This window comes from Capnocytophaga sp. oral taxon 902, from assembly GCF_013394735.1.
Lineage (GTDB): Bacteria > Bacteroidota > Bacteroidia > Flavobacteriales > Flavobacteriaceae > Capnocytophaga > Capnocytophaga ochracea.
Genome location: NZ_CP058261.1, coordinates 90405 through 105974, shown reverse-complemented (window position 1 = coordinate 105974; position 15570 = coordinate 90405). Strand labels below are relative to the sequence as shown.

Below are 15570 nucleotides of genomic sequence, written 5' to 3'. Positions count from 1 at the left end.
AATTTTTTATTTGCGAATAATGGTTTCTAATATTTTTTTTAATTCATTAGCAAAAACCTTTTCATCAGCAGGAGAACAAGCTATCACAATATCGTTGTACTGTAGCCCTATTCCTTCAAAACCAGCTCTTAATTTAGCTTTGATAGACGAAGACAATAGTAACAATGGCAACTTAGGCTCACTAAAATAATTAATGAGCAAGTCATACTCTTGTTCAGCTAATCTATCGGCGTGGTAATTCCTAATCTTTCCTTGCCAATTAATTTCCTTATCAATCAGAAAAGGAGTTCCATTAGCGTGAGTTTCTTCTGATTCACGCTTATATCCTAAGACAATATAGTTCTCAGGGCGAATGGAATAGTATTTTATAAGCTCCAATAAGGGGTCTACATTCTTCACTACATCCATATCCACAATGCAACCAACTTTTGCTAAGTTGTTGTCTAACCTTTTGTTATAACTTTCTAAGGCTTTAAAATTCTTCCGAATTTTATTTTTTATGTTATAATTTTTTACGATGTCCAAAATATATTGTAATTTTGCGTGTGATTGCAAAGGTAAAAATAATTTTTAAAATAGAAATATATTTATGAAAAAGTTTGATGTAATGAAGCATTATTTTTTTGTATTGCTTGTAACAATAGGATTTTTAGCCTCTTGTTCTTCGTCTAAAACGCAGCTTACAAGAGTAAAAGCTATAAACATTCCTATTACCGATACTATTTCACAAAAAGCTGAAATAGAAAACTTTATCACACCATATCGCGAACACATATCCTCTGAGATGTCTACCGTCTTAGCTCAAAACCCAGCCGATTTGGTGAAAGATAGAAACGAAAAAGCATTAAATACCGCTATTGGTAATTTTATGGCTGATGCTACCTTCGAAATTGTAAATCCTCTTTACAAAAAACGTACAGGTAAGGATATCGACTTTGTAATGCTCAACTGGGGAGGTATTCGTTCCGATTTGCCCAAAGGTGATGTTACAGTAGGTTCAGTTTATGATATAATGCCTTTTGAGAATAAAGTAGTAGTACTTACAATGTCAGGAGAGAAAGTACAAGAGCTTCTTAACTATCTGATTAAAGAGCGAAAACCTCACCCTCTGTCAAAGCAAATAGATTTGCAAATCACCAAAGATGGTAAGGTGGTTCACTTCAATATCAATGGGAAACCTTTCGATTCTAAAGCTACTTATATAGTTGCTACTTCCGATTATTTAATGAATGGGGGAGATGCAATGTACTTCTTCGAAAATTCTTTAAAAGTAGATGAAACAGATTATAAACTTCGCAATGTACTGATTGATTATTTCAAAAAAATAGACGTATTAGACGCTAAAAAAGATAACCGATTTGAATATAAATTATAATACGATTATGAAAAGACGTACTTTTATTAAAAACATAGGAGCTTCATCTTTGCTAATGGGGGTAGGAGGTCTATCACTATCAATGAAGCCAAGCAATGCAAAACAAATTACTATTTTGCATACGAACGACGTACACAGTCACATCGACCCTTTTCCTATTACTGACCCTCATAACCCTAATAAAGGAGGAATAGCACGTAGGGCATATCTCATCGACCAAGTACGTAAAGAAAATCCTCATACCTTGCTTTTCGATGCAGGAGATATTTTTCAAGGCACTCCTTATTTTAATTTCTATGGAGGTGAGTTAGAGTTTAAGCTAATGTCAATGCTTAAATACGACGCTGCTACCTTAGGGAATCACGATTTTGACAATGGGGTAGAGGGGCTTTTTGCACAGCTTCCTCACGCCAAGTTTGATTTTATTATTTCTAATTACGATGTAAGTAAAACGCTCCTCAATGGGTACACAAACCCCTATAAAATTTATATGGTAGATGGTATTAAAATAGGAGTTTTTGGTCTGGGCGTTGAATTGGAAGGTTTGGTAAATAAAAAACAATACGGCGAAACAGTTTATCTGAACCCTATAGAGATAGCACAAGATATGGAACGCAAACTCTATAATGAAGAACATTGTGACTTAATTCTCTGTCTGTCTCACTTAGGATATGATTACAAAAATAGCCCTAAGGTCTCCGATTTAAAAGTAGCTGCTCAAACCTCTTATATCGATTTAATTATAGGAGGTCATACACATACTTTTTTACCTCATCCTACTTTGGTTACAAATAAAAGAGGAAAAACTACTTTGGTAAATCAAGTAGGTTGTTATGGTATTAATTTGGGAAGAGTAGACTTCTTTTTTGAGGAAGGTAGCTTTGTAAAAAACAAAGCAGTGACTATTGAAGTTTAGGTTGTTATAAATTATTTTGTAAAAAAGTACTCGTTTTTTTTGTATATTTAAAAAACTTATGTACTTTTGCAACCGAATTAAAAAGGAGCCTGAGTGGCGGAATTGGTAGACGCGCACGACTCAAACTCGTGTTCTTCGGAGTGAGGGTTCGATTCCCTCCTCAGGTACAATAAAAGGAGCTACATTATTGTGGCTCCTTTTTGTTTTTTTAATATAAAGTAGTTTTGAGAACTATTTATTTTTTAGGTTTTGCTTCTTCTATTAGATACCTCTTTTGTCTTTTCTCCTTTCTTATTTATTGTTGCTTTTTCAATTCTTTAGCACGTTGTTTTAAGTCTTTTTCAGTAAAGTAGTAAACAGTAACTTTATTGCTAAAATATTCCTCTCGTAGGTAGTAATAGGTATTAGTTTTAAGGTCTTTTACAAGGTAATGAGTACTATGGTTATCAGGGAAGCCTTTGAGGATTTCATAAGTAGTGAGATGGAATAGTTTGCGTACGAATTTGCCAATGCGCTCGTCTTTAGGAATATCACTTTTCAGTTGGAAAGAAGGATTAGGCGATTTGCCTCGTATATCATAAATTTTAATAAAGCACAGTAAAGTGGCTACGTCATTTAGTCTCTGTTTGTCGGCAACAAAATTACCAGTACTTTTAATGAGGTAGTATTCATCGTTGGAGATTTTGTGGAGATAATAACTACCGAGATCAAGATTGAGCTCTATAGGAATACTATCACATTCCACCCCTCGTTTTTCCATTTTCTCTACCTGAATAGATAAATACTTACCTACCGCTTGATAAGTTCCCATAGTAGGAGAAGAGCAGGTATTACCACATTCGGTTACTAACCAGGAAGAGAAAGTACCATCTGAATTGAAGAGAATACGGTCGCCAAAAGTATATTTACTCTCGGGTGTTTTTATGAAATACACATCGGTCACGTCAGGGAACTCTCCTAAAAAATTATCAATGCGCCATTCTTTGCCTATAAAATCTTGAGCGTGAATAACACTGATTAGCAGTAGTCCAATAGTAGTAAAAAGTGTTTTCATTTTTTAAATTGTACAAAAATACCTCCCGCAAGCCATAAAAGTAATAAAATACACCCTACAAGACTTAATCTACTACCTGTTTTCACTACTTCGGGTTCAAAAGCAAATCGTATCTCGTGTTTTCCTGCGGGTACAGACATTCCTCGTAAAGTGTAATCTACACGGTAGATAGGCGTCTCTTTGCCATCGATAGTCGCTTTCCATCCGTGAGGGTAGAACATCTCCGAGAAAACCGCAAAGCCTTCGTGAGAATTGTTACTTTCGTAAGTTAATTCATCAGGACGCATATGTTTTAGTGCAATCGTAGCCGTGCTATCCACAGTGTATTGTGATGGAAGGTTTGTTTTCAAATCTTTGAGCGTTGCTAAAGCCTCTTCGGAAGGGTGAAACTCTTTTAAAGCTTTCATTACCTCATTATCGCTGTTTTTTAAGCTAAGTTGCTTTACAAACCACGCATTACCTAAGGCATCTTCGTTGTGCATTGGTTGTATTTCTCCCTCTTGGTTGCGCAAAAGTATATATTTCACGTTCAGCATATTGAGCACTTCCATATTTCCTTTGGCTATTTGGTAATCGAAGAGTTCTTGCAACCGCTTGGGTTTCGCTGCGTGATAGCCTCCAATCGAATGGTGAAAAAACGAAGTACGTGCACTGTTGATACCCACTTGAGGTTCGTATACGCGATAATAGCTTTTGTCTTGAAGAATCGCCATATCGGCAGGAGTTGCCTCAAAAGGATTTTCTATTAGGTATTTATCTACAAAATTGTCTTTGTTTACATAGCGTTTGGCTACTCCTCCCAAATCAAAGAAAAGCAATGCTAAGAGTGCTATTTGCATTCCCCTAAGAGGAATTTTTTTGTACTGATAAAGCACCAAAGCCAAAGCCGTGAGCAGTATAAGTACGGTGCTTCTCAGCAAATCAGCAGTGTAAATACTTTTGCGGTCTTCCACTATCATTTGCACAATCTCTCTGTTGCCGTAATACACATCGTTTGCGCTTTGGAAATCAAAGAATCCTTTCCCTAAGAAAAGCAATAACATTACCCCTAAACAAATATAAAGACTGTAAAGCAAGTATTTTTTGCGCTCCTCTTCAGGTGTTTTTAAGAACTGTTGTAACCCTACTATCGCCAAGATAGGTACGCAGAGTTCTAAAATTACTTGTATAGACGATACCGCTCTAAACTTATTGTATAACGGAAAGTAGTCTATCATAAAATCAGTGAGCAGTCCGAAGTTCTTGCCCCACGAAAGTACGAGTGCCATTACTGAGCCCGTTAAGAGCCACCATTTAATTCTTCCTTTTACTACAAAAAGTGCCAAGATAAATAGGAAGAACACCACAGCTCCTATATAGGCAGGAGCAGCCACGATAGGCTGGTCGCCCCAGTAAGTGGGTAAATGTTGTGTTTCTTGTAATGCCTGCATAGGGGGTACCCCCAATTGTACCAAATACTGATACGTCTTAGAGTTTTCTCCTAAGTTTTCGTGGTTAGAACCTCCAAAAAGACGAGGCACGATAAGGTTTAGTGATTCACTGATGCCATAACTATATTCGGTGATATATTCTTTTGGTAGACCGCTGTTCTGCTCTTTCGGAGTTCCATCAGGAGTAATAGTAAGTGTCGATTTACTACGGGTGCTCCAATCGGCGTATTCGTGAGTCGTGAGCAGTAAAGTAGCATTTGCCAGTACACTCACTACTACAGCCCCAAGTAGTACCGCCATAGCTTTTGCAAAATCTTTGAGTTGTTTCTCTTTGATAGCTTTATAAAGGAAGCCTACGCCTAAGAGCAACACCAATAAAAGCAGGTAATACGTCATCTGGAAGTGATTAGCGCAGATTTCTAACGCCAACGCTACTGCTGTGAGTAATCCTCCCCAAAGGTATTTCCGCTGAAATACCAATAAGATACCCGCTAATAAAGGAGCAAAATAAGCAATGGCGTGTGCTTTGGCATTATGCCCTGCCCCTAAAATAATAATCAAGTAAGTAGAAAGACCAAAGGCAATAGCCCCCAAGAAAGCATTCTTGTAATCCACTTTTAACACCAAAAGTAGGACGTAAAAGCCTATAAAGTACAAGAAGAGATAATCGGCAGGACGAGGTAAAAAGCGCAACGTTCTATCTAGCTGCTTTACAAAATCATTAGGATATTGTGCCCCTAACTGATAGGTAGGCATACCACCAAAAGCGCTGTTTGTCCAATATGTCTCTTTGTTTTCTGTTTGACGGTAATCATTCCGCTCCTTCGCCATACCGGTATACTGAACAATATCACTTTGGAAGATACCTTTCCCCTGTAATACAGGGTAAAAGAAAGCAAGTGCTATTACAGCAAATAGCGCTATTACTACAACGTGAGGGATTATCTTTTTCATTTGGTTATTTTTTACCTTTTATCTCTTACTTAAATCAAACTTCCTCGTAATCTATATATTCACCCACTTGCTTGGTAGCTTCAGGGTTTTTAGAATGAGAATTCTTATTTATAATAGTTTGTTTGCCTTCCTTCTCTTCTGAGCGATTTTGCCCATAAGCATTTTGTTGGTACTGATTTTGGGTACGCTCGAATTCTTTTTGCATTCTTTCACTTACCTTGTTTATGAAAAAACGCATCATATAAGGAGCCAATATTCTCAGGAGGATTCTCAGTCCCCAAAACACTAATATGATAATAAGGATAGTCTGTATAAATCCTGAAAAAGAAGCTTCTGACATCATTTCATTTTTAGTTTTGGTGCAAAGGTATAAAATAATTATGAACTAACAAATTTGTAAAATTTACTAATCTACTCCACTCTTACCTTATTTTTGCCCTTACCTTTGCATCGCTACGCCCCCTCTCCTTAGGAGAGTTTCTCAATAACTGCCGAGTAAGTGAGTGTTAATAGGAATTCACCTTTCTCTTCCTTTCGCCTCGTAACCCTGTTTTTAGCATTTTTGACCTTGTTGTATTATAGTATGAATCAACTACTTATATACCCTTTCTATACCAATCTTCCAAGATTCGTATAAGCTTCCTATAAGCTTCCTATAAGCTAATCATACCCACTTTACCTCTTATCTTTTACTCTTCACCTAATTTCCTTCTTCCGAATTCTTCTGATATGTTTTGAAAAAAAGATGGAGTTATTTTGAGTGGAAAAACAAAGCAGAATGAAATTTGTACGAACTCTTACTTCTAACCCAACTTATTTTTGAAAATCAATAGGTCCACTTCAATCCTATCAGATAAGTTCTCCCCGGAGAAATGCTGGAGTAGAAACTCGTGGTTTTAGTTACATAATCGAAAAGATTGTCAATACCTGCTGTGAAGGTGAGGTGGTAGGGAAGTTTAGAGAATAGTTGCAAATGCCATATACTATAAGGTTCATAATAGGTATAGAGCTCATTGTTATTACTATCGGTATCGTGAATGCGAGTAGCACTTACGTATTTGCCACTTAACACAACGTTAGGAATATAGAGGGCATCACGCTTAGGAATGTATTCAGCTTTTACTGTGAAGGTATGCGGGCGGTTTTCTCCCGTACTATTGCTAATGTAGTAGTAAGCATACGAACCTTTAAAGCGGAAAGCTTTTGTAGGGTGATAAGTCGCCGATATCTCAGAGCTTACAATCTCAGTATTGCCATTAAAATTTACATAACGAATAGTATCGCTGGCAGCTGTCCAGCGAAAGGCTATTTTATCTCTTACCGACGAGAGTTGCGTCATCGCTGTAATATTCACCTTCTGGCTGTCGAAATCTACTGAAAGGTTAAGGTTATTACTGGTTTCGGGTTTAAGGTCTTTGTTACCCATTATTTGGAAGCCACCCCCCAAGGGTGAAACCAATTAGTGTAGAGTTCTTTCAAGGTAGGCGACCGGAAACCTGTGGAAAAACCTCCTCTAAAAGTAAACTGCTCTACCTTAAACATCCCTGACAAACGATAGGTAAAGTGTTCTTTAAAAAGTGAATGATAATCTATACGTGCCCCAGTTACCAAGGTGAAAGCAGAAGAAAGTGCCCATTCTTGTTGGGTGAAAGCAGTGTAGTTTTGTGCGTTTTCTTTGGCTTCAGTACCTGTATTATCAAAACGGAAACTGAGTAGTTCATCTGAAAATATTTCTGCTCCTGCTACTAACGAATGTTTTTCCCATAGCGATTGGTTGTATTGCATTCCTGCACGCCATATGGTGTTTTCATAGTTCTTTTCTTTTTCTTTTAATAACGGAAAGTAGTTAAACTTGTCGTAACGGTCAAAAGCCCCCGATAGACTTAATTTTTTGCTCTCAGTGAGTGCAATGTTAGATTTAGCCGATAAAGTGTAGTTATAATATCTATCACGTAGTTTTCTTGAAGATTCTGTCCCTTGATTGCGTTCGCTGAAGTAGTAGTTAGGCGTAAGGGCAAGGTCTATTTTAGGTGATAAGTTGAAAGTAAGTTTAGGGGTAACCCCATAAGTAGTAAACCCTGCAATATTGAGTTCTCCTTTTTCAGAGGTAACAGCTGTACCATTCTTATAAACAGTTAATGGTTCGCTATCTTCCAAAACATAAGGTTCGCGGAAATTGTAAAAAGATGTCAGGCGGATACTACCCCATTTTTGCTTGCTCCCCACGCCTACATTCGCTTTATGACTTTTGATACTCTCGTACTGATAACTCGCGCTACCTTCAAAAGGTTTCTTAGCATTTTTGGTAATAATATTAATCACCCCTCCCAGCGCATTCGAGCCATAAAGAGAGGAAGAAGCCCCTTTGATAATTTCAATACGTTCAATATTATCCAAGTCAATACGATTATAGTCGATATTGTCAAAAGTTTCTCCTGCCATACGCTCGCCGTCCATTAAAAAGAGCACATACTTACCTCCAAATCCCATCATATTAATGTTAGGCATACCTCCATCGTAAGTAAAGTTGATACCTGCAAATTCCGTTTCTAAAAACGATTGAAAGTCGGTAGCTTGCGATTTACGAATATCTTCAGCGGTAACTACTTGCACAGTGATAGGTACGTTTTTTAAGTTCTTTTGAACGCGTGTAGCTGTTACAATTATTTCATTGAGTTTTATAGGTTCATCTTCCTTCTTGTCGTTTTGAGCAAGAGTAGATAGCGAGTAGAATAATGAAATAAAAGCAGTGATAAAAATCTTTCGCATATTGATAATTTAATTTATAAGAAAGAGGCTGCTCGCTTATAGCTGAACAACCTCTTGAAGCTATTTTAAATATTATTAAAAATTACTATCCTCACTTAACTGATATTGGAAAGTAAGGTATACAGCTTTTGCTTTGTCATTATAACAATCGGTTAGTTGGAATTTTACAAATTTACCATTGGCTCTTTTGAGAATATATACCCATTTAGTAGGGCGGTATACGCTAGGGTATTTATCAGCCCCCATATTTTCAGGAGCAATGTGTATAATTCCTTCGGTAACTCCAAAACCTCCTGTCATAGGTTTAGAAAGAGAGCAGGTAACTGTTTGTGTATTTGGATACCCTATTAACACTTGCATAACATTATCAGCAGAGTATCCTTCTACAGGAGCTTTACTGATAGAAAAGAAATCTTGACTATGAGTATTTAAAGCTGCAGCTTGTCCACTTCCTGATTCGCCTCCATTAAGTTTTACCAAAAAACTATTAAAAGCTATATCCCAGTCTAAACTAGTAGTGGTAGGGGTAGCTGTAGTAGCTGTAGCTACCCCTGTTTCAAAAGAAAATGTAACCCATTTATTATTTACATCTAAGTTAGTTACCTTTTTTACATTAGGAGGTAATTGAGGTGAGTTATCATTGTCCTTACTGCAAGAAGCAAAAGTAAGGGCTATAGCTAAAACTGATAGTAATAATCTAACTTTCATAATCTTTATTATTTGCTTTGAGTATCACTCAATTGATATTTTAGTTTCGGGTAATTAGGTGCTTTTTTGCTGTTTACTTCCTTATAAAAATCAGTTACTTGCACTTTAGCGTATTTACCATCAGCTGTTTTGATAATGTATACCCATTCATTAGGAGCGTAAACATCTCCCCATTTGTTTATATTGCTAGGACTGATGTTTATAGTACCTGTTGTAGAACCAAAGCCTCCTGTAAGTACTGGTGAAACGTTTACTTTAGTAGAGCTGTTTCTACCAGTAAAAGTTACTTCTTTGTCTTTTTCAAAACCTACTACTACAGTTTCTTTTACAGCATCAAAATCTTTTGATTCTGTTTTAAGAGCTTCTCCTTTTCCTTTACCATTCACACCACCATTGAGCTTTACATAATAACTTTTGAAAGCTATATCCCAAGTAGTATCAGTTTCTGGAGTGGTAACGCTTACTACAGCTCCTGTTGCCAATGAAAAGTATTGCCAATCGCCAGTAGCATCTAATTGTACTTCTGCAACTGCTTTGGTAAAAGTAAGGCTTACTTTTTCTATAGGAGCTTGTGAAGTAAGAGTATCATATTTAAAAGTAAGATAACCTAATTCACCCTTAGCGTTAGTATACTCAGTAATTTGCAATTTTACATACTGCCCTTTTACTGTTTTTACTACATATACATATTTGGTAAGTGTAATATTAGGAGTATTGCTTCCTGGTGTAGGAGGATTATAGTTATAGAAGCCTTTAGGGTCAGGGCTTTGTACTGTACCTGTAATGGCAGGATTAACTGAGATAGTTGTAGTAGTAGGAGTTGTTTGTCCTGGTTGTGGACGCCCATAAGAAGTTACTAATATGTCTTTCTCATATCCTATGCCAGGGTATTGAGTAACAGTAGCAAAATCTTTACTTCCTGTATTGGCTACTTCCACGCCTCCAATACCTGAAGTGCCACCATTAGTTTTTACGTTATAACGATTGAAAGCGATATCCCAATTATCACTTGTGCGAGGATTGGTTACCTCTACTTGTTTCCCTTCTGAAAAAGAAAAATACACCCACTCTGTTTGTGAAGAAACATTTAATTCTTTAACTTCTTTAGCAGTAGAAGGTATAGGGGTCGGATTGTCGTCTTTACTACAAGAAGTAGTAAGCACCATCATTCCTGCGATAAGCGCAGGAGCTAAAAATTTTAATCTCATAATATTGTTTGTATTTTGATTTGACGGTGCAAAGATACTACTTATTTAGAATTATACAAAACAATATGGTATTTTATTTTGAAAAGTTCAATATAAGCAAACTTTTCCTCAATAAAAACTTGTCAATATTCTCTTTTTGTGAGTGTGTAATTTGCAGAAGGAGTGATAGCATAATCTAAAAAAACATCAGTAGCATTTCTCAAAGCATAAAAGTTATTTTCAGGAGGGAAGTAGGAGAGTCCTATTTTGAGTGTATCACCTCTGCATTCACTCAAAAAACGGTCGTAATAACCACCGCCATAGCCTATCCGATTGCCATATTTGTCATAGGCAAGAAGAGGAACGAATACTACATCTATGGTTTCGGGAGTTATAATAACACCTTGTTTAGGTTCGGGAATTCCCCAAGCGTTATTAATAAGCTGAGTATCTTTGGTGAGAAGAATAGAGGACAGCGTGCGAGTATTACTATCCATTTTAGGGACTACGATTTGCTTATTCTTATCACGTAGTATGTTCAATATATAATTTGTGTTTATTTCGGCTAATCGTTCTATGGGGAGGAATATATGGTAAGTGTGATGCTCCCATAAAGAATTAGGAAAAAGAAGTAACCTTTCAGCTATTTGTTGGCTGAGGAGGTCTCGCTCCTCAGCTGATAGGGCATTGCGTTTTTGCTTATAGAGTGTCCTGAGTTCTTTTTTTGTCATACTACAATAAGAGTTTGTTCAGTTCGCTACTATCACCATTGAAAATATTAAAATCTATTTTGACTTTTGCTCCCGCAGTAATACCATTTTCAGTGAATTGCCATAACTGCCAAGAAAAAACAGAGGTAGGGACTGACACATTATTATAATTGGCTATCCATAATGGGTATTGCTTGAAAGTGGGATACAAATAATCTTCGTAAAAACTAATGTAAGTATAGACAATAGGTTTGCGTTTGTAGTGTTTTTCAACAATATCTAACCACGTTTGTACATCTTTAATAAACTGTTCTTTGGATTTCTTTTTAGGCAATTGTTCTATATCTAAAATGGGTAAGAAATCTCCTTTTTCCAACTGAGCATTCTTCAGGTAGGAGTTTGCTTGTAGCTTAGGGTCTTCGTCTGGACGATAGTAATGGTAAGCTCCTCTGATAAGTAGGTGTTTTTTAGCTTCTGAAAAAAAGTGTGCAAAGTTCTTATCGGTTCCATCGTTCCCCATTGTTGCTCTAAAAATGGCAAATTGGATAGGGTATTTTGCAGTTTTATTTCGGATGTAGAGGCTATCCCATTCTATTTCTTCGCGTTCTTGATAGTGCGAAAGGTCGATGCCGAAGACTTTATCATAGTAGAGGCTTACGATATGTTCAATACGATTGCTTTCGTAGGTAGAGTTTATTTTACGGGCTGTAATTTTGTTTAGTATTTTTTGGTAAATGGCAGGATAATAGGTTCTGATATAGAAAACGCTACCTACTCCCAACAACAAAATACATAGGAGGCTTACAGTAAAAAAGTTCCCAAATAGAGATTTCTTTTTTGCAGATATACGAGACTTACTTCTTTGTAGCTTTTTCTTTTTCATTTTGCAAATATACATTAAAAATCTGAATTACGTATAAATCTTTAAAATATTAATTAGCAAATTAGCCGATTAGCAGATGTGAAAATTAGCAAATGATGAGTAGGAATAAAAATAGTTATTTGATTGGTTGGAGGGAGGTGGAGCTTTCGGAAGAAAATGAAAAACATCATAAGCAGACTGAGACTAATTTGAAGAGAAAAGGCTTTGAGGAGGGAGAAAGCCTTGTTTAATGATTAATGATTAATGGTTAATGGTTAATTTGGGAGAAGCTTATAGGAAGCTTATAAGAAAGACGAACAAAAGACGAAGGAAAGACGAACGATGAACGAACAAAAGACGAAGAAAAGACGAAGAAAAGACGAAGGAAAGACGAACAATGAACGAAGAAATAGTGCTCTCAAAGTGAAGGTAAAGTGGAGCTAATGAAATGCTGTTTTGAACGTTTTGCCTAATAAAAGTGAGGCTTAGGGGAAGAATGGGTCGATAGTTTTGGTAACTAAACTATTTTCTATTAGGAATTGGTTTTCAGGTGAAGCCAACTCTTTGTTTTTAATATCACATATCAAATCGTCGGATTGGGCGATGAGGGCGTATAGATAATCGGTGATAGAATGTACTAAGCAGGTGATAGGCAGTTGGGCAAGAGCGCGCAAACTACGGAGCATTGCAATGATTTCAAAACCATTGTGAGCACTATCTACTAAAATACGCAGTTTGTCGTTGGGAGTAAGAATGTGGATAAAAGTTTCTCTAATGGTGTTTTCTAAAAGAAGAGATGCAGGTATATAGAGGTATTGAGCTTCTTTTACCGATAAGGCTTGGGGCAAAGTATCAATAGCAGTTATCACCAATGATTTGCAAGATGCTTTGCTTTGTGTAAAATTCTCGATGTTCTGATAAAGTATTTCAGTGGGTTCGTTAGGCGAAATGCTTTCTTCTTCCGTAGCCACGATGCGCAAAGAGGGCATTCCTTCTAAATACCCCATTGCGCGATAACCGCGTTCATAAGGCGGCAAACCAGCCATAGTTTCATTGTTTTTGCTCATACATTTCTTGTTTTATTCTTTTTTCAAAGGGTTCCCAGAGGCGTTTAGGTGTTAATGAGTCGGCGGAGTGATTTTTGGTAAAAGGATAGAAATCCCATTCTTTACGTGGATAAACTTCAACGGTACTATTTTCAGGAAAGAAAGTAGTACACTGTGTATTAAAAAACTGTTGTTCTTGCGATGCTTTAGTTCTTATTTGTTTTTGCAGGCTGTGGCTTTTTAGCATAACCGACAATCCTCCTTGTTTATGAACTTGCTGGTATAGCACAAGAGCTTTCTTGTACATTTCGTAGCTGATAGCCTCAATTGCATACATTCCATTGAGCCGTGTTGCGTTGCGGGTAGCAGTGAGTTGCTGAATGGTAGCTACATTTGCTTTTTCGGTATTTACGCTGTTCTTCTTAAAGAAAAGGGAATTTTTAGGCAATAAATAATCAGCACCACCTAATACAGCAGCCTCGTAAGCTAACTGTACATAGTTTTGGTTATGCGACGATTTCAGAAGAGATAAGCCTCTATGAGATACTTCGGCTATCAAATGGAAGGGTAGGGTAGGGTAGAGCTCGCTAAATAAGCGACGAAAAGCACGCAGTTTGGCAATTTCTAACAGAAAGCTACCTCCCACCGCTATTTTCACAAAAGCAGTGGTTACTTTTGAAGTAGTCAGTATTTCCTGCATTTGGGCTACTCCGAAAGCGATTTGTTGCACCATTGAAGCTCCTGTGTTTTGGTAGGTTGAGGTATCTACAGTGAGGGCATTGGTGAACAAGTAGTGTAAATCAGTAGGTAACCATTGTTGTACTTCGTCTTGAATAAGCTCAGTGTGCAGGTTGAGCAAAAAAAAGTGAACTGATTGGCTTTGCCAAAAAGCAATGCGTTTGAGGGTCTGTTCTTTATCGGATACAAAAAGAGGAACAGCTACTTGTGTTTGGATATCAACTGCATAAGGGCTTTTTACGTTCTCGGAAGTGTAAAAAGGTAAGATAGGAACGTCCTCTGCTGAAGTGTATATAAGCGACTCGTAGTCCCTTCCTTTCAGCAGGTATTGCAGTTGTTGCTTCCATTGTTTAGCAGTGTTCTCCATTCTTCGCTTTTTAGTGAAAGAAGTCTCCGTTACGGGGGAGGAATTGAATAAAAATTCTTTAAAAATTAAAACAAAATTATGTTTTTGTAATTACGTAGGTTTAACTTTGCCAATGTTTCAAACATTGGCAAAGTATATAGGGTAACCAGATTTTATCCTTTAGCTTTTTCGGTAGGGCGTAATACCATACGATACGACTGGTCTTTGCTGATATAATAACCTATCCAGTTGTACAAAGCTTTTAGTTTGTTGCGGAAGTTTACCAGCGACATTATGTGTATAAATGCCCAAATAGCCCACGCTACGAAGCCTTTGAGGAAAATGTGTTTAGGCAAATCGGCGACGGCTTGGTTACGACCAATGATTGCCATAGAACCTTTATCGACATAACTGAAAGGAGTAGGGTTTACAAAATCTTTATTGAAGTTTTTTCCTAAGTTATTGGCTTGTTGTATGGCTACTTGTGCGAGCTGAGGGTGCCCTTGAGGGAAGTGAGGGTCGGCAGTCATAATAGACGAATCGCCGATTGCATAGATGTTCTCGAAGCCTTCCATTTTGTTATAAGCATCGGTTTTCATACGTCGTCCACGACCCAAGTATTGCTTGTCGTCAATACCTTTAAAGGTTTTAGCCGAAATCCCCGCTGCCCATATTAGGTTACGAGCATCAAGTATGGTACCGTCCGAAAGGTATACTTCGTCATTCAGAAAATCGGTTACCTGTACTCCTAATTTGAGTTTTACACCTTTTTTAAGCAAGATTTTTTCGGTATATGCTTGGGCTTTTTTACTCATAGGAGCAAGTACGGTGTTTTGTCCGTCGATGAGATAAATATCACCTAAATCATCATAAGTAAGCTCAGGGTAATCCTTGCGCATAATGTTCTGTTTCATTTCAGCAAAGATACCTGATAGCTCTACCCCAGTAGGACCTGCTCCTGCAATAGCAAAAGAGAGTAACTTACGGCGCAATTCTTTATCCTCAGTACGGGTAGCGCGCTCCAAACGGGTGTATACTAAGTTGCGAAGCATAAGGGCGTCGCCTACGGTTTTCATAGGCATTGCTTTTTCTTCTACATCTTTGTTACCAAAGAAGTTTGATTCAGCTCCCGTAGCCATTACCAATACGTCATAATGCAGTTCACCATTGCTCAAGATGAGTTTGTTTTCCGATGGAACGACTTCTCGCAAGGTAGCCATTCTGAAACGTGCATTTTTATACTTGCGAAATAGACGGCGGAATGGGTAGGAGATAGATGAAGGCTCCATAAAGCCCGCAGCCAACTGATATAGCAGAGGTGGAAAGAAATTGTAGTTATTCATATCCACCAAGGTAATTTTATATTTACCAGAGCGGTTCAACACTTTTACTAGCTCTAAGCCAGCAAAGCCACCGCCCACAATTACGATATGTTTTTTGTTTTCCATAATGATTATTTTAATTAGCTAATTAAC

13 protein-coding genes, 1 tRNA gene and 1 pseudogene are annotated in these 15570 nt (G+C 37.3%); 3 read left to right on the top strand and 12 right to left on the bottom strand.

The features are described 5' to 3' along the window. Positions 1–6: 6 nt before the first annotated feature. Positions 7–525, bottom strand: coding sequence for a DUF6913 domain-containing protein (locus HW278_RS00400; protein ID WP_002675764.1), 519 nt, complete (start codon positions 523–525; stop codon positions 7–9). Positions 526–589: 64 nt separating this feature from the next. Between HW278_RS00400 and HW278_RS00395 the strand changes: the two genes are divergently transcribed. From HW278_RS00395 to HW278_RS00385, 3 genes are all read left to right on the top strand, one after another. Further along, positions 590–1375, top strand: a complete 786-nt coding sequence (locus HW278_RS00395; protein WP_178976588.1) for a 5'-nucleotidase C-terminal domain-containing protein — start codon at positions 590–592, stop codon at positions 1373–1375. Positions 1376–1382: 7 nt separating this feature from the next. Then, the gene (locus HW278_RS00390; protein WP_015782835.1) at positions 1383–2291 is read left to right on the top strand and encodes a bifunctional metallophosphatase/5'-nucleotidase; all 909 of its coding nucleotides are present in this window, start codon (positions 1383–1385) and stop codon (positions 2289–2291) included. Positions 2292–2378: 87 nt separating this feature from the next. Then, positions 2379–2458: transfer RNA gene (locus tag HW278_RS00385), tRNA-Leu, on the top strand. Positions 2459–2586: 128 nt separating this feature from the next. Here the strand turns inward: HW278_RS00385 and HW278_RS00380 are convergent. From HW278_RS00380 to HW278_RS00330, 11 genes and pseudogenes are all read right to left on the bottom strand, one after another. Beyond that, on the bottom strand, positions 2587–3345 hold the full coding sequence (locus tag HW278_RS00380) for a hypothetical protein (RefSeq protein WP_178976587.1): 759 nt from the start codon (positions 3343–3345) through the stop codon (positions 2587–2589). Then, positions 3342–5729 carry a YfhO family protein gene (locus tag HW278_RS00375; RefSeq protein WP_178976586.1) on the bottom strand — a complete coding sequence of 796 codons (2388 nt, stop codon included), beginning with the start codon at positions 5727–5729 and terminating at the stop codon, positions 3342–3344. Before HW278_RS00375 ends, HW278_RS00380 begins: the two co-directional genes overlap by 4 nt. A 34-nt stretch (positions 5730–5763) precedes the next feature. After that, positions 5764–6072 carry a DUF4834 family protein gene (locus HW278_RS00370; protein ID WP_009411402.1) on the bottom strand — a complete coding sequence of 103 codons (309 nt, stop codon included), beginning with the start codon at positions 6070–6072 and terminating at the stop codon, positions 5764–5766. A gap of 483 nt (positions 6073–6555) precedes the next feature. Next, a pseudogene (locus HW278_RS00365) lies at positions 6556–8498 on the bottom strand (TonB-dependent receptor plug domain-containing protein). A 75-nt stretch (positions 8499–8573) separates the two neighbouring features. Further along, positions 8574–9206, bottom strand: coding sequence for an HmuY family protein (locus HW278_RS00360; RefSeq protein ID WP_009418443.1), 633 nt, complete (start codon positions 9204–9206; stop codon positions 8574–8576). 8 nt (positions 9207–9214) lie between these two features. Next, positions 9215–10414 carry an HmuY family protein gene (locus HW278_RS00355; protein WP_178976585.1) on the bottom strand — a complete coding sequence of 400 codons (1200 nt, stop codon included), beginning with the start codon at positions 10412–10414 and terminating at the stop codon, positions 9215–9217. 122 nt (positions 10415–10536) lie between these two features. Continuing rightward, positions 10537–11124: a 5-formyltetrahydrofolate cyclo-ligase gene (locus HW278_RS00350; protein ID WP_178976584.1), complete on the bottom strand. Its 588-nt coding sequence runs from the start codon at positions 11122–11124 to the stop codon at positions 10537–10539. 1 nt (position 11125) lies between these two features. Continuing rightward, the gene (locus tag HW278_RS00345) at positions 11126–11986 is read right to left on the bottom strand and encodes a glycoside hydrolase family 25 protein (RefSeq protein ID WP_178976583.1); all 861 of its coding nucleotides are present in this window, start codon (positions 11984–11986) and stop codon (positions 11126–11128) included. A 464-nt stretch (positions 11987–12450) separates the two neighbouring features. After that, positions 12451–13032 (bottom strand): hypothetical protein, encoded by a 582-nt coding sequence (locus HW278_RS00340; RefSeq protein WP_178976582.1) that lies wholly within the window; start codon positions 13030–13032, stop codon positions 12451–12453. Beyond that, the gene (locus HW278_RS00335; RefSeq protein WP_178976581.1) at positions 13016–14116 is read right to left on the bottom strand and encodes a methylmalonyl-CoA mutase family protein; all 1101 of its coding nucleotides are present in this window, start codon (positions 14114–14116) and stop codon (positions 13016–13018) included. The genes HW278_RS00340 and HW278_RS00335 overlap by 17 nt, the downstream gene beginning before the upstream one ends. A gap of 152 nt (positions 14117–14268) precedes the next feature. Continuing rightward, positions 14269–15543, bottom strand: a complete 1275-nt coding sequence (locus HW278_RS00330) for an NAD(P)/FAD-dependent oxidoreductase (RefSeq protein ID WP_178976580.1) — start codon at positions 15541–15543, stop codon at positions 14269–14271. Between the last annotated feature and the right edge of the window lie 27 nt (positions 15544–15570).

What these genes read in the sequence shown, in the direction of transcription:
- HW278_RS00350 (WP_178976584.1), bottom strand. Translation starts at nt 11,124, where the DNA reads ATGACAAAAAAAGAACTCAGGACACTCTATAAGCAAAAACGCAATGCC.
- HW278_RS00395 (WP_178976588.1), top strand. Translation starts at nt 590, where the DNA reads ATGAAAAAGTTTGATGTAATGAAGCATTATTTTTTTGTATTGCTTGTA.
- HW278_RS00360 (WP_009418443.1), bottom strand. Translation starts at nt 9,206, where the DNA reads ATGAAAGTTAGATTATTACTATCAGTTTTAGCTATAGCCCTTACTTTT.
- HW278_RS00340 (WP_178976582.1), bottom strand. Translation starts at nt 13,032, where the DNA reads ATGAGCAAAAACAATGAAACTATGGCTGGTTTGCCGCCTTATGAACGC.
- HW278_RS00380 (WP_178976587.1), bottom strand. Translation starts at nt 3,345, where the DNA reads ATGAAAACACTTTTTACTACTATTGGACTACTGCTAATCAGTGTTATT.
- HW278_RS00330 (WP_178976580.1), bottom strand. Translation starts at nt 15,543, where the DNA reads ATGGAAAACAAAAAACATATCGTAATTGTGGGCGGTGGCTTTGCTGGC.
- HW278_RS00375 (WP_178976586.1), bottom strand. Translation starts at nt 5,729, where the DNA reads ATGAAAAAGATAATCCCTCACGTTGTAGTAATAGCGCTATTTGCTGTA.
- HW278_RS00335 (WP_178976581.1), bottom strand. Translation starts at nt 14,116, where the DNA reads ATGGAGAACACTGCTAAACAATGGAAGCAACAACTGCAATACCTGCTG.
- HW278_RS00370 (WP_009411402.1), bottom strand. Translation starts at nt 6,072, where the DNA reads ATGATGTCAGAAGCTTCTTTTTCAGGATTTATACAGACTATCCTTATT.
- HW278_RS00390 (WP_015782835.1), top strand. Translation starts at nt 1,383, where the DNA reads ATGAAAAGACGTACTTTTATTAAAAACATAGGAGCTTCATCTTTGCTA.
- HW278_RS00345 (WP_178976583.1), bottom strand. Translation starts at nt 11,986, where the DNA reads ATGAAAAAGAAAAAGCTACAAAGAAGTAAGTCTCGTATATCTGCAAAA.
- HW278_RS00355 (WP_178976585.1), bottom strand. Translation starts at nt 10,414, where the DNA reads ATGAGATTAAAATTTTTAGCTCCTGCGCTTATCGCAGGAATGATGGTG.